The following is a 23,092-nucleotide window of genomic DNA, read 5'->3' on the forward strand; positions in this document are numbered from 1 at the left end:
GCGGCGGTCCGCAGGCGCGGCGAGCAGGATCATCCGGGGCTGCGGCTTCGGTGTTCAGTGGTGCGAGGCGCGGTGTCGGTACACGTCGTAGAGCAGCCAGTAGTAGGGAGCCTCCACGTCGGCGGGGGCCAAGCCGCGCAGGATCTCGTCGCCACGCGGGTCGTCGCGCAGGGCGAGCCGGGCCGCCGCCTCCACACGTACGTCCCGGTCCGGATCGACGAGACAGGCGGCGAGCAGGTCGGAGACGTCCCCGGTGTCCGGTGGGGCGAGTGCAAGGGACAAACAGGCCGCTCGGCGAACCCCCGCGTTCGTGTCCCCGAGGCACTCCGTCCCGGCGGCGAGCGCGTCCGGCTCTGCCCTCTCGATCGCGCGACCAAGTCCCTCGACCGCCCGCTTCCTGACCTCGGCATCGAGATGGCGGGTAAGCTCGGGGAGGGCCTCTTCGGCCCGTGGATCCATGGCCTCGACCAGTCCGGCGGTGAGCACCCGGGCCACGCAATGATCGGGCTCGTGCGTCACCCGGGGCAGAAACACATCGACGAGCGGCCGGTCGTACGGTGCGTCCTCGCTCTTGTCGAAGAGGTTCGTGCAGCGGAGCACGTCCGCGCCGAAGTAACGCTCCAACGGATCCGACCGGTCGCACAGAGCGGCGGCGGCGTCCCAGACGGCGGAGTCGTGACGCTCCACGAGCGCGTACATCGCCGCCCACCACACCTCGTGGTCGACGTCGGGCTCGGCCAGGACGCGCGACAGTAGCTCGTCGAAGGACGGACGGATGCCGTAACACGGCTCCAGCGCGGTGAGGATCGCGGTGTGTCCATTCCTGATCGTCAGCCCTCCCGACGACAGTTCCTCGCAGGAGGTCCCGGACTCCGACCGTCGCAGGGTTCTGCGCTCGACCGAACCCGACCCGCTTCTGCGGCGCAACTCCGTTTCGACGCCGGTCTCGTGCCAGTACCGGGCCAACGCCAACGCGTCGCGTCCTTCCGCGTCCGCGACCCACAGCTTCGCCCCGTAGCCGACGAGTCTTTCCGCGATCTCGCAGGCGCCTCGATCGATCGCGCGCAACAACGCGGTGCGGCCGTCGGGCGCCGGTTCGTCCAGCCGGGCGCACGGGAGCAGGGCGTCGACGACCGGAAGGTCGAACGTGTCCACAGCCAGGCACAACGCGGGGGTGCCGTACTCGTCCACGGCGTCGGGATCGGCGCCCGCGTCCAACAACCTGGTCGCCAGCCTCGCATTCCCACTCCGTACCGCCGCGATGAGTGACTCCACGCCCCCGCCTCCCATCCGCTGCCGCTCGGTATACAACGTCATCGCCCCGCAGCCCATAGATGCGAAACCGCAACGAGGGTAGCCGGGTCGGGTCGGCCGTTGGCGGGCGGTGAACGGCGGTCGCGTCTCGTGGTGTGGGTGGATGCGGCAAGGCCCGGATGGCGGACGAACCGGCATGAGTCGCGTTGTCAGGCCGCGTCCCGGCGCCCGTCGGGCGCGGATCGTGGGCGCGGGGCCGGGTGGGGGGTGGGCGGCGGCGTCAGGGTGTCGCGGCGGGCGAGGGCCGTGATGTGGGCCGCCGCCGCACGCAGTGCGGTGCCGACGAAGGCCCCTCGCACGCCCACGTGTTGCACCAGGGGGCCGGCCAGGGCCGAGCCCGACGCGCCCCCCGCGGCGCCGGCGCCGACGAGCCAGGTGTACGCCTCGGTCGGGCAATCGTGGGGCGCGAGGTGGTCGAGCATGAAGTACGCCGAGATCATCCGGGGCGCGTACGCGGCGCCCACGAACAACAGAAGTACGCCGAGGTGCAGAGCAGTTCTCGCCAACGCCGGCGGAACCACGCTCGCGGCAAAGGCACCCGAGAGCCATACGTAGCGGCGGTCGACGCCTGATGCCCACGTGCGCGCGCCGTACCAGAGACCACCGACCATGCTGCCGCCGGCCATGACGGCCAGGAGCAGTCCGGCCGTCGCGCTCCCGGCACCGGCCACGAACGCGGGCACCTCGATGTACAACATCCCGATCACCGCCCCGGCGGCGGCGAGGGTCAGCACCAGAGTGCGCATCCCCGGCACGCTCAACGCGCCGAGGGCTCCGGGGGCGTGAGCGGCACGACCCCTGACCGAGCGCGACGGCCCGGCGATGGCGAAGACGGTCGTGCCGATCAGCGCCGCGATTTCGGCGAGGATCAAAACGGCACGACGACGACGCACGGGCGAAAGCGGAACCCTGGAGGCAACGACACCGACCGTACCCGGGACGGACCTCGGACACCAGGGGCCCAAGGTGGCCTGCGCGGCCACCGCGCGGTGTCCGGACGGACGGATCGCGGTTTTGCATCGTGCGTCGATCCGAACGAATCCCTTGTCCGGGTGCACCGAATGGACTAGACCTCTGCTACGCCTGCCCCCTGGCGTATGGACGCACCACCGGAACCAGGAGATCGTGTATGCCCGTTCGTCCCTCCGGTCTGCTCGCGGCCGTCACCGCCGCCGTGCTGCTGGCCACCGCCACCACCACCGCGCACGCCGCGAACGCCGCCGGCCACGAGTCCCAGGGCCCGAAGCCGAAGGGCCAGCGGATCGGCTACTTCACCCAGTGGGGCGCCGACAGCTCCGCCAAACGGGTTCAGGAGACCGGCCAAGCCGCGAAGCTGACCGTCATCAACTACGCCTTCGGCAACGTCTCCGCCGAGGGGACCTGTTTCGAGGCCAACATCGAGGGCCAGGGATACGCCTACGACGACTACCAACGTCCGTTCACCGCAGCCCAGTCGGTGGACGGCGTGGCCGACGCGCCCCATCAGGCGCTCAAGGGCCACTTCAACCAACTGCGCAAACTGAAGGGCGAGAACCGGCAGCTCAGGACCGTCATCTCGCTCGGCGGCTGGGCCTGGTCCAAGTACTTCTCCGACGCGGCCGCCACCGACGAGTCCCGCAAGAAGTTCGTCTCCTCCTGCGTCGACCTCTACATCAAGGGCAACGTACCGAGGCTCGACGGCGCCCCGGAAGGCGGCCCCGGCACCGCCGAGGGTGTCTTCGACGGCATCGACGTCGACTGGGAGTATCCGGGTGGCGGCGGCGCGGAGGGCAACGTCTCCCGTCCCGAGGACGGCCGCAACTTCACCCTGCTGATGGCCGAGTTCCGCAAACAACTCGACGAGTACGCCGCGCAGCGCGCCAAGGCGCAGGCCCACGGCAAGCCCCGGCACTACCTGCTGACCGCCGCCCTGCCGGCCAGTTCCGTGGTCGCCGACCGCCTCGAGATCCCCGCGGTCTCCGCCTCGGTCGACTACATCAACCTCATGACCTACGACCTCCACGGCAGTTGGGAGGCCAAGGGCCCCGCCAACCACCACGCCAACCTGTACTCCGACCCCACCGACCCCGACGTCCGCCAACGCAGCGCCGACAAGGCCGTCGACCACTACGCCCAACTCGGCCTGCCGTCCGGGAAGACGGTCCTGGGCGTCCCGTTCTACGGCCACGGATGGACCGGCGTTCCGGCGGGCGATCGCAACGGCCTCTACCAGAAGGCCGGCGGCACCGCACCGGACCTCACCTACAAGGAACTCGGTGCCCGCCCCGGCAGGACCTACGTCGACCGTGTCCACGGCGCCTCGTGGAAGTACGACGGTGACACCTTCTACAGCTTCGACAACTCCGAAGTCCTCACCGCCAAGGCCCGCTACACGCGCCACAACGACCTGGCAGGCGTGATGATCTGGGCCTTGGACGGCGACGATTCACGAGGCAGCGCCGTCGCCGCACTGGACCGCGGCCTGCGCCGCTGACGCGCGTCGGAAACCGCAGTGCTCGGTGCCCCTGGATGACACCAACGCGCCGCCCCTGCCGGGGAGTTCGGGCAGGGGAGGCGCGTTCGGAAGGTGGTTACACCGCCAGTCGGTGCACGCTTCCGTAGGTCGTGCCCGCGAACAGCCACCGGCCGTCGGGCGATACGGTCAGCGACGATACCGACGGCTCCGGCAGGTTCTTCGTGATCGAACCCCAGGTCCGGCCGCCGTCGTTGCTGCGGAGCACTCCGAGGGCCGGGGAATGGTATTCGTGCGAGCCCGCGAACACCGTCGAGCCGTCCGGGGTGAACGCCAGCGAACTCAGGTAACCGCTCAGGTCGCCGGCCGCCTTCGTCAGGTTCTTCCCGTCGTCGGTGGTCACGTACAACGCGTCCCTGGCGGCGATGACCGCGTGGCCCGGGGTGCGCGGGTTCAGCGCGATCGCGCTCACCCAGCCGTCGAGGAGCTTGGTCAGGGTGACGCCGCCGTCGGTGGTGCGGAACAGCCCGTTCGGGCCGCCGAACCAGGCGCTGTCGGGGTCGACCGGGTCGACCGCGACGCTGGTGAAGCCGTTCAGGTCGTCGTGCCCGTTCTGGACCAGGGACTCGCCGCCGTCGTTGCTGGTGTACACGGCCGACGGCGAGTGGGTGGCGATGTACAGCCGCTTCGGGTCACCCGGGCTGACCGCGATGCCGAGTGCCTTGCCCGGTACGGCCGTCTGCGTGATCGTCCACCGCACGCCCGCGTCGGTCGACTTCTCCAGGTAGAAGCAGGGTTGATCGAAGGTGCAGGTGTTGCGTACCCGGTACACCGTCGAGGGGGTCGACGGATCGGTGGCCAGGCCGTCGATCCGATTGCCGATGGTGTGCGGCGCCGAGCCGGAGAAGCCCCATTCCTGGTATCCGCGCGGCAGCCGGCTCTTCAGGGGCGCGGACGACTGGTAGGTGCCGGTCATGGTGCCCGCGACGATCGCCGGGCCCGACTTGCCCCGGGCGACGGTCAGCGACAGCACCTCGGAGCCGGGCACCCCGATCCGGCGGAAGGACTGGTGGTCGTCGGTGGTGTAGATGCCCGCGCCGGCCGAGATGACATCGGTGCCGGGCCGTCCGGGGAACGTGCCGATGCTCTCGTACAGGTCGATGCGGGCCAGGCCCGCCTCGGGACGCCAGGTGCGGCCGTTGTCGCGGCTGCCCCACTGCTGCATCTCGCCGGTGGACTGGTTGACCTGGATGTGCAGCCGGCCCGAGCCGTCCACGACCGCGGCCAGGACCACCACGTCGGTGCCCCACGGCCCGCGCAGCGCCCGCCAGTGCGCACCCCGGTCGGTGGAGACCTGCGCGACCGCCAGGTCGCCCCGGGCGACCAGGGTGCCACCGGTACCGCTGAACTGATCGACGCCCGCGCCGGTCGAACCGGGGCGGGGCAGCTTCACCGGGGTCCGCGCGCCTCGGCGCAGGACCCAGACGTCGGCGCCGGCGGTGAAGTACAGGTCGCCGTCGGTGAACTTCGGGTTCCGCGCGTCGGCGGGGGCACCGGCCAGCAGTTGCCAGGTGTTGCCGTTGTCGGTGGTGACGCGCACACCGTCGGCGCCCGTTACGTACAGCCGCGCGCCGGTCGGGTCGAACACGACGCCGCTGACCCCGCCCGGGGCGTCCAATACTTGAGTGAACGTTTTGCCGGCGTCGGTGCTGCGCAGCACGTACCCGCGCCAGTGCTCCTTCTCCACGCCGCCCGCGAACACCACGTCGGGCCGGAGCGGGCCGGCCGCGATGCCGCCGGCGTCCGTGGCGTCCACGGGCAGTTCCGTGCTCTGCTGCCAGGTGGTGCCCCGGTCGTCGGATCGGAAGACGACGTTGCCGATCGGGCTCTGTACGTAGGCCCGTTCGGGCCGGGCGGGGGTGAACGCCAGTTTGCCGCCGCTGCCGTTCGGGCCGACCTGCCGCCATTCGTTGCCCCGGGTGGCCAGGGTCGTCGGCGGGTCGGCGGAGTCCGCGGGTTCCGCTCCGGCGGGCACCGTACCGAACGCGCCGAACACGGTGCCGAAGGCCACCGTGGCGATCAGGAGTAGTCGGCGCCGGGACACCTTCGCTGAACTCGACCGTGAATGTTGTGCGTTGAACATGCCGTCTCCCATGGGGCCGGTGGTGTGCTCTTTGTAGTCGCGGCTCCCGACGGTCGGCCAGGTGTGGCCGCCGGCCGGTTGCGGCCGGCGCCGGAATCGGCCATGCTCGCTCGCCATGGAAAATGACGAGTTGGTGTTCGGCGCCGTCGGGGTCGCGCCGTTCGACGAGCGGGTCTATCGCACCGTTTTGGCCGGACCGCCGGTCACTGTGCGCGACTTGGCGGAGCGCACCGGCTCGGGCGCAGAGCGGCTGCAGTCGGCCCTCGCCCGCCTGCGGGGCCACGGTCTGGTCAGTCGGCTCTCGGGCCGCCCCACCCGGTGGGCGGCCGTCAGCCCCACCGCCGCTCTCGCCGCCTTGGTCCGCAACGCGCACGCCGACCTCGGCCGGGTCACCGAGACGGCCGCCGAACTCGAGGCCGTCTACCGCGCGCTCGGCGAGACCGCCCGTCCCGGCGAGGGCGTCGAACTGCTGACCAGCGCCGACGAACTCGGCCGGTGGTTCGCCCGGCTCCAGCAGGAGGCCACCGAGGAGATCATGAGCCTGGACCGGCCGCCGTACGTCCTGGCCCACGGCAACCCGCTCCAACACACCCTGCTGGGCCGCGGGGTTCGGTACCGCACGATCTACGCCCCCGAGTCGTTCGAGATACCCGGGAACCTGGACGTCGTGTCCGGCCTGTCGCAGGCCGGCGAAGAGGCCCGGGTCCTCGCCGACGTCCCGCTGAAGATGTCCGTCGCCGATCGCCGGATCGCCCTGCTGCCCCTGCACCTCGACCCGCCCATCACCCGCAGCGTGGTCATCCGGGGCACCACCCTCGTCGACGCCCTGGTCACCCTGTTCGAAGGGCTCTGGACCCAGGCCGTCCCCCTCACCGCCGCCGGCTCCGAGTCGGCGGACGACCCGCTCGACACGGAGGACAGACGGATCCTGAACCTGCTGCTGTCCGGTCTCAAGGACGAGACGATCGCCCGGCAACTGGGCATCAGCACGCGGAGCCTGCGCCGGCGAATGCGGGTGCTCCTCGACGAGTTGGGCGCGGAGAACCGTTTCCAGGCCGGCGTACAGGCGGTGCGGCGCGGCTGGGTGTAGCGGCGCTCACACCGGCGGTTGGGGCGGCTCCCGGCTCCCGGCACCCCGACCGCGCCGGGACGGGCGCGCTACGCCGGTGGGCCGTCCGGGAGCGAGGACGGGGCCGCGGCGGGCACTCGTACCCGCGATCGGGTCGGGCGCGCCGGGGCGTCGCGGGGGAAGGCGAACACGAGGCCGACGGCGGCCACCGCGATGGCCATGGCCGTCAGATATGCGATCCGGAAGCCGTCGTCGGAGGGCGGTCCGCCCGGAACGAGTATCGGGTTGTGGGTCATGATCAGTGCGGCCACCTGGGTCCCGACCGCCCCGCCGAGCGCCCGGGCGACGGTGGTCAAGGCGGTGGCGACACCGAGCTGTTCGGGCGCCACGGCCGAGGCCGCGACGACGAAGATCGCCGTCGAGCCGGCCGCCGCGCCGATCCCGGTCAGCACCAGTCCGCACACGATCTGCCATGGCTCGTGGTGATACGCCGGCGTCAGCGCGCCGGCGGCGAGCGACACCATGCCCACGCCGGCAACGACCCGGCTGCCCACGTGTCGGGCCGCGAGGCCGGCGAGCGGTGAACTCAGCACCGCCGCGGCCAGAGCCGCACAGAGGTAGTAGCCGATCTCGGAGGCATTCGCACCGAGCCCCAGGCCCGTGGCCTTCGGCAGGGCCAGCAGTTGCGGGACGAGGTAGACGACCATGCTGTAGATCCAGCCCTGTGCCACGCCGACGCTCACCGGGCCCCAAATACCCCGTCGGCGGAGCAGCGCCGGAGCCACCATCGCATGCTCGACCCGGTTCTCCACGTACACCCATCCGACGAGGACCACGACCGAGGACGCCACCAGGGCCAGGCTCGTCGCGGCGCCCCAGCCGTCCTTGGGTGCCCGGTCGAGCCAGATGAACAGCAGCGCCAGGCCGACGGCGAGGGTGGCCGCACCGGGCCAGTCGACCCGGGAGGGGCCCGCCTTACCGCCCGGCCGCGCCTTCCCGCCCGGCCGCGCCATTTCGGACGCCGGCGTCCGCAGCCCGGCGGCGGTCAGGTGGAACAGCACGCCTCCGGCCGCTGCGCACAGTGTCGGGAGGGCGTACATCCAGGCCCGGGACAGCGAATTCGCGATCGGTCCGGCGAACAGCACGCCCGCGCAGTTGCCCGCCGTGATCGCCGCCATGAACGTGCCCATCGGCGCCTTCAGCCGATCGGGCGCGTACAGCGAACGCAACACCACGAAGCCGATCGGGATGACTCCCGTGCCGGTGCCCATCAGGATCTGGCCGACCAGGAACATCGTGTAGGAGTGCGCCGCGGCCGATACGAGGCCACCGCAGGTGACCAGCAACAGCACGCCCGCCATGGTCCGGCGCGGACCGTGCAGATCGGCGAGGCTGCCGGCCAGGGGGGTCGAGATGGCGGCGCTGACGGTCAGCGCGACCGCCCACGTCGCGGCCTTGGCGGGCCTGATGTCCAGATCGCTCTGCAACATCGGCAACGCCGGGAGGATCAGGCTCTCCAGCGCCGCGACGGCCATCGCCGTGACGGCCAACGCGAGGAACAGGAGGGTGGCGCGTCTTCCGGGTGGGGTGTCACCCGTTTCGGCGGAGCCGGAGGTGGTGGCGGAGCGTTTCATGGCGTGGGTCTCATTTCTCTGGGCACGATTCACCCGGGATTCGCGCAGAATCCGCGCGGGTGTCCGAGCGAAATCCACGCGAGTATTCGGATACGCCGAATCGACCCGCGTGGCTGCGTGGCTGCGCGGGCGCGCGGGCGCATGGGACCAGAACGTGGGGTCGTTCGCGGATTATCGGGAGTCTTGCGCCCTGTTCGATATTCGACGGTCGATAATCGATTCAGATGTTCGGGTAGCGCTCCACCCACGGGGCGGCCTCTTCGACCTCCGCCGCCAGTCGCAACAGAATGTCGTCCCGCCCCCACCCCGCGGTGAACATCACACCGATCGGCATGCCTCGCGCGCTCCACTCCACGGGCAGGCTCAGGGCGGGAAAGCCGGTCGCGTTGGCGAGGACGGTATTGCCGGTGAAGGCCGTCATCGCGGCGAGTTCGCCCGCCGGGTCGGCGTCGTCGCGCAGTTCGCCGAGGGTCTGTGTCGGGCGGGTGATCGTCGGGGTGATCACGATGTCCACGTCGGCGTGGTCGAGCGTCCACGCGCGGGCCCGCGCCTGCAACGTGCCGAGTGCCGCGGCCAGTTCGGCCGCCGTGGTCCGGGTCGCGATCGCGCGCAGATGCCGGACGATCGGGCGCAGCAGGGGCTCCGCGCCCGGCGGTAGCGGCAGGCCGCCGGCGAGGGACGCGAAGGCCAGGGTGAACGACTCGGTGAACAGCGGGTCCTCGGCCTGGTCGCGACGCACCACGGTGTGCCCGAGGGATTCGAGCAGCAGCCCGGTACGAGTGGTCGCCTCCGCCGACTCGGCGGCCACCGGGCCACCGGAGATCGACCCGTGTGCGACCGCGATCCGCAGGCGTGGCAGCGGCCCGTCGCAGGCCGCCCGGTAACCGCCCGCCGAAGGCGCCGGGGGATGCACGGTGTTCGCGCCGGGCCTCGAGGCCAGGACGTCCAGGAGCGCGGCCGTGTCGCGTACGGTCCTGGCCAGTGGTCCGCGCGCCGACAGGCCCATGTTGTCGCCGCGGTCGGGGCCGGTGGTGATCAGGCCCCGGCTCGGCTTGAGGCCGATCACGCCGCAGACGCTCGCCGGGGACCGCAACGACCCGGCGGTGTCGCTGCCCTGCGCGAACGGCAACAATCGTGCGCCCACCGACGCCGCCGCGCCGCCGCTGCTGCCGGCGGCGCCGCACGCGAGATCGAACGGGCTGCGCGCGGGCGGGGCGATGTCGGGTTCGGTGTAGCAGGCGGCGCCGAACTCGGGCACCGTGGTCTTGCCGATGTCGATGAGGCCGCCGGCCCGCAGGATGGTGACGATCTCGCCGTCCGCGTCCGGAATCCAGTTTTGGAACACCCTGCTGCCCAAGGTCGTGCGAATTCCGCGCGTCTCTTCGAGGTCCTTGATGCCGACGGGCACTCCGAAGAGCGCGGGCAGCGGCTCGTCGCGCCTGTCGCGCAGGGTTCGTTCGGCTCGGCGTGCCGATTCCCTGGCGTGCGTGTCGGCGATCGTGGTGAATGCCCCGACCGAGTCCGCCTCGGCGGCGCGCCGAAGGAAATGGTCCACGACGTCCACCGGGGAGGTTTCTCCGGAGGCGATGACGGAACCGAGGTCCAGGGCCGATAGTTCGTGCAATTCAGGCATGCGCAGCGCACCTCGCTTGGCGTTTCGTTACGCGTATTGTTAGGGTGTTCTCATGGAATCGTCAATGCCGAGTTCGATGAGTGCAGCAGGTGCGTCGGGTCCACCGGAGGGGCTACCGGATGGGTCACCGGAAGGTTCGGCGGGTGGCGCGCCGGAGGCGGCGAAGCCGGGTCGGCCCAAGGCCGTATCGCTGGAGGCGATCCTGAGCGCCGCGACCGAGATCGCCGACGACCGTGGACTGGACGCCGTGTCGTTTCGCGTGTTGGGTGACCGGCTGGGCGTGTCGCCCATGGCGATCCATCGCACGACCGGCGGCATCGAGGCCCTGCGCCACACGATGGTCTCGGAGGTGGTCGGCCGGGTGACCCGATCGATCGTGTGGCCCGACGACTGGCAGGGCGTCGTGCGGGTCTTCGCCGAGGAACTGCGCGCGTTGCTGATGCGCCACCCGCTGGTCCTGGAGGCACACCGCAGGGCCGCCCTCGACGCACCGGGCGCGGACGCGGTCGCACACCGCGTCGCGGGCGCGTTGCGTACGGCGGGGCTGGACGAGGAGCGCGCAGCGTACGCGTACGCGGCCGTCCACGACTTCGTCACGGGGCATGTCGCGATCCGACTCGGTCGAGGCGAACTCGAACACTACGACGCGTCGCCCGAGCGGCAGGTGGCGTCGGTCTTCGCCCGGTACCACGACTACGCCGAACGTTTCCGGCAGGGCCTCGAACTCCTGATCACCGGAATCGAGTCCACGATCGCCGAGGGACGACCGGCGGGCCCGGCGGGACGCCCGCGGGGGCGGGCGTGAGCATATCCGCGCCGCCGACCCGATTCGCCCCGGCGCCCGGCGGGCGGCGCATCGCCTACTGCGTGTACGGCGACCCCACCGGCGTCCCCACGATCGTCGCGCACGGCACACCGGGCAGCCGCTTCCAGGCCCACACGCTCGACGCCTCGGCGGCCGCGGCCGGAGTCCGGTTGATCTGCCCCGACCGGCCGGGGTTCGGGGAGACCGACCCCGTCGACATCGACGGTTTCCACGCGTGGGACGGCGACTTCACCGCCCTGCTCGACGCGCTCGAACTCGACCGGGCCTCGCTGATCGGCATCTCGGGCGGCGCCGGCTACGCGCTCGCCGTCGCGCAGCGCGTGCCCGATCGGGTCGAACGCCTGGTCGTGGCCTGCGGAATGGTCCCGGGCGCCCCCGCCGCCGCCACCCGGGGCCGGCTCCCCGTGGTGACCCTCGCCTACTGGCTGGCCCGGCGCGTGCCGGGCGTGTTGGGCGTACTCCTCACCCGGCGGGCATCGGCCCCGACGGATCCGGCGAAACCACCGGCCGGGCTGCCGGAGTCCGACCGGCTCGCCCTGAACGACCCGGCGACCCGCGCGTCGACGGCACGCGACGCCGAGGCGGCACTGTGCCAGGGGCCCGGAGCGGCCGTCGCCGACATGCGCCGCTACCACCGGGCGCTGCCCGACCCGCTCGGTACGATCACCGCACCGACCACGATCGTGCACGGCGACCTCGACGCGAACGTACCGGTGGGCGTGGCCCGTTGGCTCCACGCACGGCTTCCGGACGCCGAACTCCGCATCCTCCCCGAGGCCGGCCACCTCTTCGCCCTCACCGACCCCACCCCCCTGTGGCGCGCCCTCCTCGATTGACACCCGGCGGCACTCGCCCGCCGACCGCGCGTCGTACGCGTGCGGCGGTGGCGGTGGAGGACGTGGGTCCTTCGCCGCCACCGCCATCGATCGGTGTGCCGGGCACCTCGCGGGCCGGTTGTCCCCCTACGCGGTGTCGGGTGCTCTGGGGCGCGTCGGCGCCGAGGGGTTGTGGCGGGCGGGGAGTTGCGGTGTCGTGCGGAGGTGTGTCGCGGCGAGGAGGAGGCAGAGGACGGCCATCGTGGACCACAGTGTGGTCGTTCCCGTGCGGGCGAGTAGTTGGGTGCCACAGATGGGGGCGAGGGTCGCGGCGATGCCCCAGCTGGTACCGAAGACGGCCAGGTATCGGCCGCTTCCGGTCGGTGGCGCCAGGTCGGTGACGAGTGCGTAGACCCGGCCCATGATCAGCAGGTCGCCGAGGCTGCCCACCGCCGCCGCGACGAGCAGCGCCGGCAGGGTGTGGGCGAGGGCGTAGCCGGTCAGCCCCGCCGCCAGGAGGGCATGGGCGAGGGCGAGCGCGGCGGGCGTGGTGAGCCGGGCCGTCCAGGGCAGCCGGATCAGCGGTTGGGCGAGCACGGTGGTGGCCGCCGTGGCGGTGAACACCAGGCCGGCGTCGGCGGCGGGCAGGCCCTGTCGGGGGAGGGCGAGCGGGAGGATGGTCACCGTCTGCTGGTGGATCAGGGCGTACGCGGTGCCGGTGGCCAGGACCCTCAGCAGGGCTCGGTCCCGCAGCGGTCGTACGGCGGTGTCGTCCCGGTCCGTCGCGGGCGGCGTCGGGCGGTCGTGGGGAAGGGCCAACCGGATCAGCAGCGCGCAGCCCAGGCACGTCGCGGCGTCGGCGACGAAGAGCCATCGCAGATCCCAGTGCCCGAGGAGGGCGGCGAGCAGTCCGGCGCCCATGCCGCCCGCCGAGAGCGCGGCGCCGAACAGGCTGAACGCGCGCACCCGTTGCCGCTCCGGCACGGACTCGCCGATGATCGCCTGGCTCGGCGGTTCGTACAGCTCGAAGGCCAACCCGAGCAGCACCGCCCAGACGATGGCCCAGGTCAAGGACCCGGAGCCGGCGAGCGCCAACTGCGCCACCGCGCATCCGCAGAGCCCGAGCACGATGGTCGTGCGCCGACCGATGCGGTCGGCCAGCACTCCCCCCACCAGCCGCGAGGGGATCGTCGCGATCCCGAAGGCGGCGCCGACCAGCCCGGCGGTGGTCACGCTCGTCCCGTGGTCGGCGCTGACGAGCGCGGTGAGAAAGGGCAGGGAGAAGGCTCCGAGCCGGTTGACCACCCGAGCGAGCAGCAGAAGACGCACGGTGCGGGGCAGGGGTTCGGCGCGCGGCACGACACCTCCCTCCAGTCACTGATCAATCGTCTATTGTCAGTGACGCAGACCGTAGGCGACCGAAAGGTAACTGGTCAAGTGCTGTTCGACAGTCACATGCGTACCCTGCTCGAAGCCTCGGTGGCGCTCGTCAACGCGTTGACCGACGGCCAGGCACGCGGCCGTCGCTACCCCGCCCCCGAGGGCGCCGAACGGATCGGCGCGGTCCGGGCCGCACTCTCCGCCGGGGCGGACCTGGGCCCCGCCGAGGCCGACCGGCTGGCCGACACCGCGCGCGCCCTACGAGCGGTATTCGAAGCCGCAGTCGCCGACCGCCTCGACGACGCGGCCCGCGTCCTCAACACGCTGCTCCTGGAAACCGGCGCCCGCCCCCAGCTCGACCGGGCTCCCGGCGAGCCGTGGCAGGTGCACTTCCACGGCGCCGACGACTCCTACGCCATCGGCTGGAGCGCCGGCTGCGCCACCGGCCTCGCCATGGCCCTCGGCGGCGACTACGCCGGCCGCCTCGGTCTCTGCGGAGCCCCACGCTGCGACCGCGTCTACGTCGACACGTCCCGCAACGCCGCCCGCCAATTCTGCTCCACGGCCTGCCAAAACCGAGTCAAAGCAGCAACCTTCCGCGCCCGCCGCACCACCAACCACACCTGAACCCGGAACCGCCGCGCCAAACCGCCTCCGCGGCGGCAAGGCGGCCCGATCCCAGGGCGGTCGCGATCAATGGGCACGGGTGAGCAAGTGCCGTCAACGCCCCGGCCCCGCATCCGGCGTGGGTCCGGGGCAGTGCGCCGGGACCGGCCTAGGACGCGCCGTCGGCTTCTGGTTCATCAGGCCCGATTCGTAAGCCGCGATGACCAGTTGGGCTCGGTCTCGGGCGTCGAGTTTGGTGAGCAGGCGGCTGACGTGGGTCTTGGCGGTGGACAGGGACAGGTGTAGGTAGGCGGCGATCTCGGCGTTGGACAGGCCGCGGGCGACCTGGCGCAGGACCTCGCGTTCGCGGTCGGTGACGGCGGCCAGGCGGGTCGGGGCGAGGACGGCCGCCATCGGGCGTTGGGCGAACTCCTCGATCAGGCGCCGGGTCACCCCCGGCGAGAGCAGGCCCTCCCCCGCCGCGACCACCCGGATCGCGGCGAGCAGATCGGCCGGCGGGGTGTCCTTGACCAGGAAACCGCTCGCCCCCGCCCGCAGCGCCGCGAACACGTATTCGTCGAGGTCGAACGTGGTCAGCACGAGTACCCGCGTATCCACCGGTTCGGGCCCCGACAACGCCAGGCGGGTGGCCTCGATGCCGTCGACCTCCGGCATCTGGATGTCCATCAGGACCACGTCGGGGCGCTCCCGGCGGATCAGTTCCAGCGCCTGCGCGCCGTTGGCGGCCTCGCCCACCACGGTGAGGCCGGGGTCGGAGTCGACGAGTACCCGGAAGCCGGCACGCACGAGCGCCTGATCGTCGGCGACCACCACGCGAATGCTCATGCGCCGACCCCCAGCGGCAGCCGGGCCGCGACCCGATAGCCGCCGCGCGGACCCGGTCCCGCCTGGAAGTCGCCGTCGTACAGGCCGACCCGTTCGCGCATGCCGATCAGTCCGTGACCCTGCGCCCGGTCGAGGCCCTGGAGGTCGCCGGCGCCCCGACCGGCCGGCCCCGAGCCGTCGTCGGTGATCTCGATCCTGATGTCGGTGTCGCCGTAGTGGATGAACACGTTGCCACGATCGGTGTCGGCGTGCTTGACCACGTTGGTCAACGCCTCCTGAATGATGCGATACGCCGCGCGATCCATGCCCGACGGCAACTCGCGCGGGGTACCGTCGATGCGGACGTCGACCCGCAGCCCGGCCCGACCGGTCTTCTCCACCAGCCCGGGTACGTCCGCCAGACCAGGCGCCGAGTGGAAGCCGTCCCGTCCCCCGACCGGCGGCGCCTCCTCGCGCAACACCCCCAACAGCGCGCGCAATTCGCGCAGCGCCGCCCGGCTGGTCGTCTCGATCGCGGCGAGCGCCTTGGCGGCCTCGTCGGGCCGGGCCGCGATCACATGGTGGCCGACCCCCGCCTGTACCGCTATCACGCTCATGCTGTGCGCCACCACGTCGTGCATCTCCCGGGCGATCCGCAGCCGTTCCTCGACCAGCGTGCGCCGGGCCCGGTCCGTCTCGTCCCGGGCCCGGCGTTCCGCCTGTTCACGCAGGCCCGCGTTGTAGGCGCGTTGCCTGCCCATCGTCCGGCCGACGGTCCAGAAGGCGAGCAGTGCGCCCACCTGGCCAAGGATCCAACTGCTCCACGACGACCAACCGCGGTCGGCGGAGCTCCCGACCAACGGCGCGAGCGCGACCAGGACGCTGCCGGCGCCGAGCAAGGCGACGGAACGCCACAGGGGTTCGACCAGGCCGACCACGTAGACGACCAGCACCAGCGCGATCAACGGCGACTTCGGGAACCCGTACGCCGCCAGTACCGCATAGCCGACGCACGCGAGTACGAAGGCCGACGCGGCATGTCGCCGGCGCAGCGCCACCGCGGCGGCGAGCGCGATGGCCAGGACGGCGAAGAGCGGCACCGGCACGCGATGCTCGTGCAATCGTCCGAGGCTCGGGCAGATCAACGCGGCCGAGACCACCGCCGCCACCACGTCGAGCCAGGCGAGGTGACGCGGTGTCAGGCGTTGGGTCAAGGGCGGGCGGGACTCTTCCACGCCCCGACGCTAGCCCTCCGGGAACGGCTCGGGCGTCAGCCCTGGGACGGATCACCCGGCGTCCGTCGCGCGACCGACGCGGCCGGCACCCGGCGTCCGTCGGAACGTGTGCGGACCGACGTTCCCGGGCCCGACGCGCGACACCCCCTCGGCGCGACAGCGTTGCGGCCACCGCGGTGCACGGCGATCCGGCCCGATCCGAGGCCGCTCCCCCACCCCCTCCCCCCTCACGCCGCCCACACCCGATCCCCCACACCCCATCCCGTCCGATCCCGTCGGACGACATTGGAGCGAGGACACCCATGACCCACCGAAAGCTCGACCCGCCACCCGCCCGGCCGCCGGCCGGATCGCCGTCGGTCCGCACCGGACGGGGCTGAGGCGATGCTGAAGGCAACCCTGCGCGGGTTCCTCGCGCAGCGCGGGCGCATGGTGCTGTCCGGCCTTGCCGTGCTGCTGTCGGTCGCGTTCGTCGCCGGCACGCTCGTCCTCGCCGACACGGTGACCCGGGCCGCGGCCGAGTTTTCGGCGGCCGGCGCGGCCGACGTGACGGTGCAGGCGCCGACCCCGGACAGCGCGGCCGGCCTGCGCGGCGCGGCCCCGGGCGGGCCGCCGACGCTGCCGGCCGACGTGGTCGCGTCGGTGCGCCGCGTGCCGGGCGTGCGCGACGCACGCGCCGCGATCACGGTGGACAACGTCGCGCTGGTGGCCGCCGGCAATCGCCGGGTCGAGGGCGCGGCGGGCGGACCGACGACCGCCGCCAACTGGTCGCCCGACGCGCGCTCACCGGTACGCCTGGCCCAGGGTCGGGAACCACACGGCCCGAGCGAGCTCGTCATGGACGCCGACTCGGCCCGGCGCGCGCACGTGCGTCTCGGCGATCGGGTACGGGTCGTCGCCGTCCCGGGGAGCTTCGAGGCGGCGGTGGTCGGCATAGTCGCGTATCGCACCGTCGACCCCGGGCACACGTCGGTTTTCCTGGACACGGCCGTCGCGAGCACGCGCCTGCTGGGCGTCCCCGGCGTGGTGACGTCGGTACGGGTGGACGCGGGGGCGGGCGTCACCGACGACGAGTTGGCCCGGCGGATCGAGCGAGCGCCGGGGCTCGGTACGGATGCCGTGGTGCGTACTCGGGCCCGGGTCGCGGACGCGGAGACGGCGGAGACCGCCTCCGGCGTCGAGTTCGTGCGGTCCGCGATGCTCGGCTTCGCCGGGGTCTCGCTGCTCGTGGCCGGCTTCCTGATCGTCAACACGTTCTCGATGCTGGTGGCCCGCCGAACCCGCGAGTGCGGTTTGCTGCGGGCGTTGGGCGCGAGCCGTGCCCAGGTGCGCCGCTCGGTGTACGTCGAGGCGCTGCTGTTGGCGTCGATCGCGTCGGTCCTGGGGCTGGCCGCGGGCATCGGCCTGGCCGCCGGGCTCCGGGGCGCGATCGGCGACGCGGGGGTGGGTCCGGCGGACGCACCGCTCGTGATCACGGTGCGGACGCCGGTTGCCGCCCTGCTGGTCGGCGTGCTCGGCACGCTGCTCGCCGCGGCGGTGCCCGCGGCACGGGCGAGCCGGGTCCCGCCGATGGCGGCGTTGCGCGAGGCCGCCGTCGGAGCGGGGTCGGGGTCGGGTCGGCCCGCCCGGCGGCGCGCCGTGGTCGGTGCGGTCCTGGTCACTCTCGGGGTGGCGGCGGCGGTGGCCGGCGGGCCGCCGGCGATCGTGGGCATCGTGCTCGGCCTGGTTGCCTTCGTGGTGCTGGGGCCGACCCTGGTCCGTACCGTGCTCCCGCCGATCGCGCGGGTCCTGGTGCGCTCCGGGGCGGTCGGGCGGCTCGGGCGCGGCAACCTGATGCGTGACCCGCGGCGGACCGGGGCCACCGCCGCCGCGCTGACCATCGGCGTGGCGGTGGTCGCGGCGACGGCGGTGGTCGCCGCGTCCGCGAGCGGTTCGACGGACGCGCGGATCGATCGCACGCTGGCCGGCGACATCACCGTCCGGAGCGACAAGGGCGGTGCGCCGTTGACCGCCGAAGTATCCGACGCGGTCCGGCGCGCGCCGGGCGTGGGTCGGGTGGTTCGGCTGCGCGAGGCCCGGATCGAGGTGCTCGCCGACGGGCGCGCCGACCACGGGTGGGTGCAGGGCGCGGATCCCGAACTCCCGTCGGTACTGCGCCGGCGCTCGGTGTCGGGAGCACCGGCACCCGCGCCGGCGCCGGGCACGATCAGCCTGGGCGCCGGATACGCCCGCGACTTCCACCTGTCGATCGGCAGCGCGGTGCTCCTGCGCGGCCCGACGGGGACGGAACTGACGGTGACCGTGGCCGCGTTGCGCGAACCCGATCCCGCCGGGCAGTCCATCGGCCGCCGGGACGCGCCGCTGGTGGCCCTGGAGACGCTCACCGCGCTTGCTCCGGGTGCGCAGGACGCGATGATCTTCGTCGACGGCGCGCCGGGCACCGACCGAGCGAAGCTCAAGGCCGCGCTGAAGACCGCGCTCGCGCCGTTCCCGCAGGCGTCGGCACGCGACCGCGACGAATACAAGCGGCTTGTGCGCGGCGGGATCGACGGCGTGCTCGACCTGGTCTACGCACTGCTCGGTCTGGCCGTGTTGATCGCCGCGCTGGGCGTGGTCAACACGCTCACCCTCTCGGTTGTCGAACGCACCCGGGAAATCGGGCTGTTGCGCGCGCTCGGCACCTCACGCGGGCAGATCCGGCGGATGGTCCGCGCCGAGTCGTTGGCGCTGTCGGTGTACGGCACGCTGCTCGGCCTGCTGCTGGGGGTCGGCTGGGGCGTCGTGGCGCAGCGCGGACTCGCGGACCGGGGCCTGGAGGTACTGGCGGTGCCGTGGGCAACCCTGGCCGCCCTGGTCGCGGGGGCCGGCGTGGTGGGCGTGCTCGCCGCGGTGCTGCCGGCTCGTCGGGCGGCCGGTACGGCGGTGCTGACCGCCATCGCGACGGAGTAGGGGACCCGGTCCGGGGGTCGGGCCCGATCGAGGGAAATCGAAGAGATTGATTCACCGGGAAGAGATTCCCGATAGGGAGGAACCACTGTGCTGCACCGACGACTTCGCCTCGCCTGCCCGGTCTGCGCGGGCCTCGTGCTGGTGGCGGCGGCCTGCGGTACGTCCGGCTCGCCGAACCACACCACCACCCGCACCGCCCACTACGAGGTCGGCGGCCCCGTCCGCAGCGTGGTCGTCGCCGGCGCGGCAGGCGACGTCCGGGTCGGTCGGACCGAGTCCGCGAGCGTCGTGGTCACCGAGACCAAGCGCTTCGGTTCGGCCGAACCCGTCACCGAACACACCGTCACGGACGCGACGTTGACCCTGCGGCAGTCCGTCCGCGACGGGGCCCGAGTGTCGTACGAGGTGGTCGTTCCCCCGGGGGTCGCGGTCCAGGCGGTGACGTCGTCGGGCCGCATCACCCTCGTCGGGTTGTCCGGCGACGTGTCCGCGCACACCACCGGTGGTTCGATCGAGGGCAAGGAGTTGACCGCGGGCACCGTCACCGCGAAGGCCGACGAGGACGCGATCGACCTGTCCTTCGCGAGCCCGCCGGCCCGCGTCGACGCCGACGGCGACACCGCCCGCGTCCGGCTGCCGGCCGGCGTCGGATACGTGGTCGACGCGACCAGCGACCGCGGCGCGGTCCAGGTCGAGGTCCCGCGGGACGCCGCCGCGCCGTATCACGTGAAGGTGCGCACGCGGTCCGGCGACGCGAGCGTCCTGCGGGCATCGTGAGCACCGGACTCGGACGGCGCATCGGTCGGACGTCCGGCGCTCCGGCCACCACCCGGCCGTACCGAGGCGAGCACGAGGTGGGCGCCGCAAAAATCCACGGCCGCCATGAGCCGGGGGCGGCCGATAGGGGCATCCGTGCTTATGTGACGCAGGTCACATCTTTTGGGTCATACCGATAGCCGCCACAGACCGTGTACGGCATGTCCACACATCGTGCTTCGAAGGGACATGATCATGCGTCTCCGCAACTTCGTACTCGGTCTCGCCACCGGTGGCGCCATCCTCACCGGCACCGTGCTGGGGGCGGTTCCCGCCCAGGCCGCCCCCGCGACGGTCGCCTGCACCCATCCGTGCCACCCGCCGGCCAGCCCCGGCTACACCTACATCACCGACTACTACTGGGCCAGTGCGTGCAACGACACCGGCAACCAGGGGATCAACGCCCATCGCTGGTCGAGCTACCAGTGCACCGGCGGGGGCCAGTTCGAGAACTACGAACTGTGGGTGAAGTAGCCCTCGAATCCCTCGAGGCCCACGATCCCGGAACGGGCCGGCCGGGCCGTGCCACGGGCATTCCCGCGCCGTCCCCACCGCCACCACACGCGGCGGGGACGGCGCAGGAGCGTCCAGAGGGCATGTGGTCGGTCCGGGCGGTGGGCGAACCGGCCGGGCCACCGTGGGGGCGGCGCCTGGCGGAGGTCGCGCTCGGCGGTGATGCCGGCGGTCCGTCCCTCCGTGATCCGTAGCGCGAGCCACACGTCGCGGCGCAGCGTGCGGTGGGTGACCACGTCCCCGCCGAGCGTCGGTACGAGTCGCGACATCCTCCTGGACGCCGTCGTTGTTCCAGTGCCTGCCCTGGAGGGAGTCGACGTCGAGCACATAGACGAACTCGGCCCCGAACACGGCGATGAACGCGTCGAAGTCCGGGATGCCGATCCGCGCCCTGCCCAGCACCTCGGCGTCGCGCACCAGCACGCGTGCGCGGTTCGACGACCGGTGAAGGCACGCCGTGGTGGGCCGGTTCCAACGCGGTGGCGAGTCCGACCGGGCCGCCGCCGGCGATCAGGACCGGAACGTGTGTGGTCATACCGTCTGCCTTGTCTGCACGAGCGCGGGAGGGGTTCATGGGGTCGGCGGCAGGGGATCCGCAGGCATGGCCGCGTGCTGTCGCGTCCTGCGGACGAGGTGGTCCCAGCCGGCTTTCAGCCGGCCGTCCGACCAGCACTGTCGGCGTTTGACCCGGGCCTCGTCGGGGTCGGAGAAGTCGCGGATCGGACCGGCTGCCATCGCGGTCGACTCACGCCAGGACGAGCATGCCCGATCGTGTTCGTGTCGCCACAGGCGCGGCGAGGGCCGGGGTCACGGGTTCTCCTTCGCGAAGGTCTCGCCGCCGTGCCGGGTCGTCCCGGCACGGTCGCACCGGATTCATCGCCGTCATGATCCCCGCCGTGCTCGGCGCGGCCGTCGCGGCACTGCTGCCCGACGTCTCCACTCCGGCCGAAGGTGCCCGCCCGCCGTCGAGCGCGGGTCCTGCGCGCCGCCGCCGACGCGCAGGACGGTAACCTCCTCCCGGTCGCGGGGGCTACCTCGATTCGCTGTGGATGCCGGTCATCAATGCGGCCAGGTCCTCGGGGGCCAGGAAGGAAGGCGGGGGTGGCGGGCCCCAGTTGAACAGGCCCTTGGCTCCCTCCAGGACCTCCGGTGTCCACAGCTGGTCGTCGACCACGCAGTCCATGTCGGAGTAGTACTCGCTGAAGTTGCCCGCCGGGTCCTTGAGATACCAGAAGAAGTTCGACCCGGCGTGGTGCCGCCCCAGGCCCCACACGTGGCGCTCGGGGTGCTCCTCCAGCATGGCGGCGGCGCCGCGGCCGACCTCGTCGATGTCGTCGACCTGCCACGAGGAATGGTGCAGGAACGCGACCGGCGCGGCCAGGACCAGGATGTTGTGGTGGTCGGTGGAACAGCGCAGGAACGCCCCGTGGTCCCTGATGTAGTCCGATGCCTTGAAGCCGAGCCCGTCACGGAAGAAGGCGGTGGTGGCGTCGAGGTCGGTGGTGCCGACGACGGCGTGTCCGAGCTTGCGGGGGCGCACCGGATCGGTACGCAGGACGCCGGGTGCGCGGGAGTCCGTGCGCTCGATGCGGCCGGGACCGTTGTAGGCGGTGGCCGCGACCGGTTCCTGCGTCGGGCGTGGGGCGACTTCCAGGATGGCGCGCACGGCCGTGGGCGTGTCGTAGGCGGTCAGTGCCCCGTCGGCGATGTGGCAGTCGACGCCGAGCCGCTTCAGGCGGGACGCGCTCGCCGCCAGGTCGTCGGGGCTGTCGGCGCCGACCCTGACCTCCACCAGACGGCGGGTCGGCGCGTGCACGATCCTGAGCTGGCGTCCGGCGTCCCGGGTGGTGAACCAGCCCTCTCCGTCCGGGGCGAGGCCGAAGTCCGTGTAGTAGGCGGCGGTCTCGGCGACGTTGGGGACCCCCATGGTGATGGAGGTCAGTCGGTGCAGTGCCACGAGAGGACTCCTATGTCCGTCTGTCCGTCTGTCCGTCTGTCCGTCTGTCCGTCGACGCTCGGTCTCAGGCCACGAAGGTCTGGCGCAGTTCACCGATCCCTTCGATGGTGCTGACGAGTTCGTCGCCCGCGGCCAACCAGCGCTGCGGGTTCCGGCCGAGGCCGACGCCTGCGGGGGTGCCGGTGAAGATCACGTCGCCCGGCAGGAGCGGCAGCACGGCGGAGAGACGGGCGACCAGTGTGGGCACGGAGAAGATCAGGTCACGGGTGCGGCCCTTTTGGACCTGTTCCCCGTTGATCGCACAACGCAGTTCGAGGTCGTCGGGGTTGTCCAACTCGTCCGGTGTCACCAGCCACGGGCCCATGGGCGCGAACCCGGGATACGACTTGCCGAGGCTGAACTGCGGTGCCGGACCCGCCAGTTGGATCACCCGCTCGGAGATGTCCTGGCCGACGGTCAGCCCGGCGACGTGGCTCCAGGCGTCCTCCTCGCGGACACCGTGAGCGCGACGTCCGATGACCGCGACCAGTTCGACCTCCCAGTCGGTGTGGCCGTCCGCCGGCAACTTCACCTCGGTGACGGGTCCGCTGATGCTGGTGGCGAACTTGGTGAAGACCGGCGGGAGTTGCTCGGGCACGGCGAACCCCGACTCGGCGGCGTGGTCCCGGTAGTTCAGGCCGATCGCCAATGTCTGCCGCGGCGCCGGGGCCGGCGCGCCCAGTTCGCCGTGCTCGAACGCCACGCCGGCGGGGAGGTCGCCGGCGGCCCAGGTACGAAATTCCTCCCACCGCTCGTAGACGGCCTGGGGGTCGGCGGAGAAGCGGCCGTTGCTGCTCCGTTCGACGTCGACGGCCTTGCCGTCGACGATCAGGGCCAGTCGGCCGGAGAGGTTGGCGATGCGCATGACGGGTCTCCCGGAGGAATG

At 72.3% G+C, this 23,092-nt stretch carries 19 protein-coding genes; 8 read left to right on the forward strand and 11 right to left on the reverse strand.

Features of this window, described 5'->3' with window-relative positions:
• Positions 1–54: 54 nt before the first annotated feature.
• Together ACH4XV_RS44055 and ACH4XV_RS44060 are read right to left on the reverse strand one after the other, a co-directional pair.
• On the reverse strand, positions 55–1,275 hold the full coding sequence (locus ACH4XV_RS44055) for a HEAT repeat domain-containing protein (RefSeq protein WP_395799471.1): 1,221 nt from the start codon (positions 1,273–1,275) through the stop codon (positions 55–57).
• A 188-nt stretch (positions 1,276–1,463) separates the two neighbouring features.
• Positions 1,464–2,207, reverse strand: coding sequence for a hypothetical protein (locus tag ACH4XV_RS44060; RefSeq protein ID WP_395799473.1), 744 nt, complete (start codon positions 2,205–2,207; stop codon positions 1,464–1,466).
• A gap of 236 nt (positions 2,208–2,443) precedes the next feature.
• On the opposite strand from ACH4XV_RS44060, the gene ACH4XV_RS44065 reads away from it, so the two are divergent.
• Positions 2,444–3,787: a glycoside hydrolase family 18 protein gene (locus ACH4XV_RS44065; RefSeq protein ID WP_395799475.1), complete on the forward strand. Its 1,344-nt coding sequence runs from the start codon at positions 2,444–2,446 to the stop codon at positions 3,785–3,787.
• A gap of 97 nt (positions 3,788–3,884) precedes the next feature.
• Here ACH4XV_RS44065 and ACH4XV_RS44070 read toward each other — a convergent pair whose 3' ends face one another.
• Positions 3,885–5,909, reverse strand: a complete 2,025-nt coding sequence (locus ACH4XV_RS44070) for a WD40/YVTN/BNR-like repeat-containing protein (protein ID WP_395799477.1) — start codon at positions 5,907–5,909, stop codon at positions 3,885–3,887.
• A 115-nt stretch (positions 5,910–6,024) separates the two neighbouring features.
• On the opposite strand from ACH4XV_RS44070, the gene ACH4XV_RS44075 reads away from it, so the two are divergent.
• Positions 6,025–6,999 (forward strand): helix-turn-helix domain-containing protein, encoded by a 975-nt coding sequence (locus ACH4XV_RS44075; protein WP_395799479.1) that lies wholly within the window; start codon positions 6,025–6,027, stop codon positions 6,997–6,999.
• 68 nt (positions 7,000–7,067) lie between these two features.
• On the opposite strand, the gene ACH4XV_RS44080 is transcribed toward ACH4XV_RS44075, so the two are convergent.
• Both ACH4XV_RS44080 and ACH4XV_RS44085 read right to left on the reverse strand, forming a co-directional pair.
• Entirely contained in the window at positions 7,068–8,612 is a 1,545-nt protein-coding gene (locus tag ACH4XV_RS44080) for an MFS transporter (RefSeq protein ID WP_395799481.1), read from the reverse strand.
• Between the two features lie 220 nt (positions 8,613–8,832).
• A complete protein-coding gene (locus ACH4XV_RS44085; protein WP_395799483.1) occupies positions 8,833–10,245 on the reverse strand; it encodes an amidase in 1,413 nt (470 codons plus the stop codon).
• A gap of 76 nt (positions 10,246–10,321) precedes the next feature.
• Here ACH4XV_RS44085 and ACH4XV_RS44090 point away from each other — a divergent pair, with 76 nt between their 5' ends.
• Both ACH4XV_RS44090 and ACH4XV_RS44095 read left to right on the forward strand, forming a co-directional pair.
• The gene (locus tag ACH4XV_RS44090; protein ID WP_395799485.1) at positions 10,322–11,050 is read left to right on the forward strand and encodes a TetR/AcrR family transcriptional regulator; all 729 of its coding nucleotides are present in this window, start codon (positions 10,322–10,324) and stop codon (positions 11,048–11,050) included.
• Positions 11,047–11,907, forward strand: coding sequence for an alpha/beta fold hydrolase (locus tag ACH4XV_RS44095; protein ID WP_395799486.1), 861 nt, complete (start codon positions 11,047–11,049; stop codon positions 11,905–11,907). Before ACH4XV_RS44090 ends, ACH4XV_RS44095 begins: the two co-directional genes overlap by 4 nt.
• Before the next feature lie 126 nt (positions 11,908–12,033).
• Here the strand turns inward: ACH4XV_RS44095 and ACH4XV_RS44100 are convergent, their stop codons facing one another.
• Positions 12,034–13,245, reverse strand: a complete 1,212-nt coding sequence (locus tag ACH4XV_RS44100; protein ID WP_395799487.1) for an MFS transporter — start codon at positions 13,243–13,245, stop codon at positions 12,034–12,036.
• A gap of 78 nt (positions 13,246–13,323) precedes the next feature.
• Between ACH4XV_RS44100 and ACH4XV_RS44105 the strand changes: the two genes are divergently transcribed.
• Positions 13,324–13,893, forward strand: coding sequence for a CGNR zinc finger domain-containing protein (locus ACH4XV_RS44105; RefSeq protein WP_395799488.1), 570 nt, complete (start codon positions 13,324–13,326; stop codon positions 13,891–13,893).
• A 93-nt stretch (positions 13,894–13,986) separates the two neighbouring features.
• Here the strand turns inward: ACH4XV_RS44105 and ACH4XV_RS44110 are convergent, their stop codons facing one another.
• Positions 13,987–14,718: a response regulator gene (locus tag ACH4XV_RS44110; RefSeq protein WP_395799490.1), complete on the reverse strand. Its 732-nt coding sequence runs from the start codon at positions 14,716–14,718 to the stop codon at positions 13,987–13,989.
• Complete coding sequence (locus tag ACH4XV_RS44115; protein WP_395799492.1) at positions 14,715–15,932, reverse strand: sensor histidine kinase; 1,218 nt, start codon at positions 15,930–15,932, stop codon at positions 14,715–14,717. Before ACH4XV_RS44115 ends, ACH4XV_RS44110 begins: the two co-directional genes overlap by 4 nt.
• A gap of 384 nt (positions 15,933–16,316) precedes the next feature.
• On the opposite strand from ACH4XV_RS44115, the gene ACH4XV_RS44120 reads away from it, so the two are divergent.
• The 3 genes from ACH4XV_RS44120 to ACH4XV_RS44130 all read left to right on the forward strand — a co-directional run bounded on the left by ACH4XV_RS44120 (position 16,317) and on the right by ACH4XV_RS44130 (position 20,171).
• Positions 16,317–18,881, forward strand: coding sequence for an ABC transporter permease (locus ACH4XV_RS44120; protein ID WP_395799494.1), 2,565 nt, complete (start codon positions 16,317–16,319; stop codon positions 18,879–18,881).
• 87 nt (positions 18,882–18,968) lie between these two features.
• The gene (locus ACH4XV_RS44125) at positions 18,969–19,658 is read left to right on the forward strand and encodes a hypothetical protein (protein WP_395799496.1); all 690 of its coding nucleotides are present in this window, start codon (positions 18,969–18,971) and stop codon (positions 19,656–19,658) included.
• 228 nt (positions 19,659–19,886) lie between these two features.
• On the forward strand, positions 19,887–20,171 hold the full coding sequence (locus tag ACH4XV_RS44130; protein ID WP_395799497.1) for a hypothetical protein: 285 nt from the start codon (positions 19,887–19,889) through the stop codon (positions 20,169–20,171).
• Here the strand turns inward: ACH4XV_RS44130 and ACH4XV_RS44135 are convergent.
• The 3 genes from ACH4XV_RS44135 to ACH4XV_RS44145 all read right to left on the reverse strand — a co-directional run bounded on the left by ACH4XV_RS44135 (position 20,150) and on the right by ACH4XV_RS44145 (position 23,071).
• On the reverse strand, positions 20,150–20,479 hold the full coding sequence (locus tag ACH4XV_RS44135; protein WP_395799499.1) for a hypothetical protein: 330 nt from the start codon (positions 20,477–20,479) through the stop codon (positions 20,150–20,152). The two genes, ACH4XV_RS44130 and ACH4XV_RS44135, sit on opposite strands and share 22 nt — an antisense overlap.
• A gap of 761 nt (positions 20,480–21,240) precedes the next feature.
• Positions 21,241–22,167 (reverse strand): VOC family protein, encoded by a 927-nt coding sequence (locus ACH4XV_RS44140; RefSeq protein ID WP_395799501.1) that lies wholly within the window; start codon positions 22,165–22,167, stop codon positions 21,241–21,243.
• Positions 22,168–22,231: 64 nt separating this feature from the next.
• On the reverse strand, positions 22,232–23,071 hold the full coding sequence (locus ACH4XV_RS44145; RefSeq protein ID WP_395799503.1) for a fumarylacetoacetate hydrolase family protein: 840 nt from the start codon (positions 23,069–23,071) through the stop codon (positions 22,232–22,234).
• Positions 23,072–23,092 lie beyond the last annotated feature (21 nt).

Origin of the sequence: Embleya sp. NPDC020630, assembly GCF_044334985.1 — a bacterium.
Classification (GTDB): Bacteria; Actinomycetota; Actinomycetes; order Streptomycetales; family Streptomycetaceae; genus Embleya.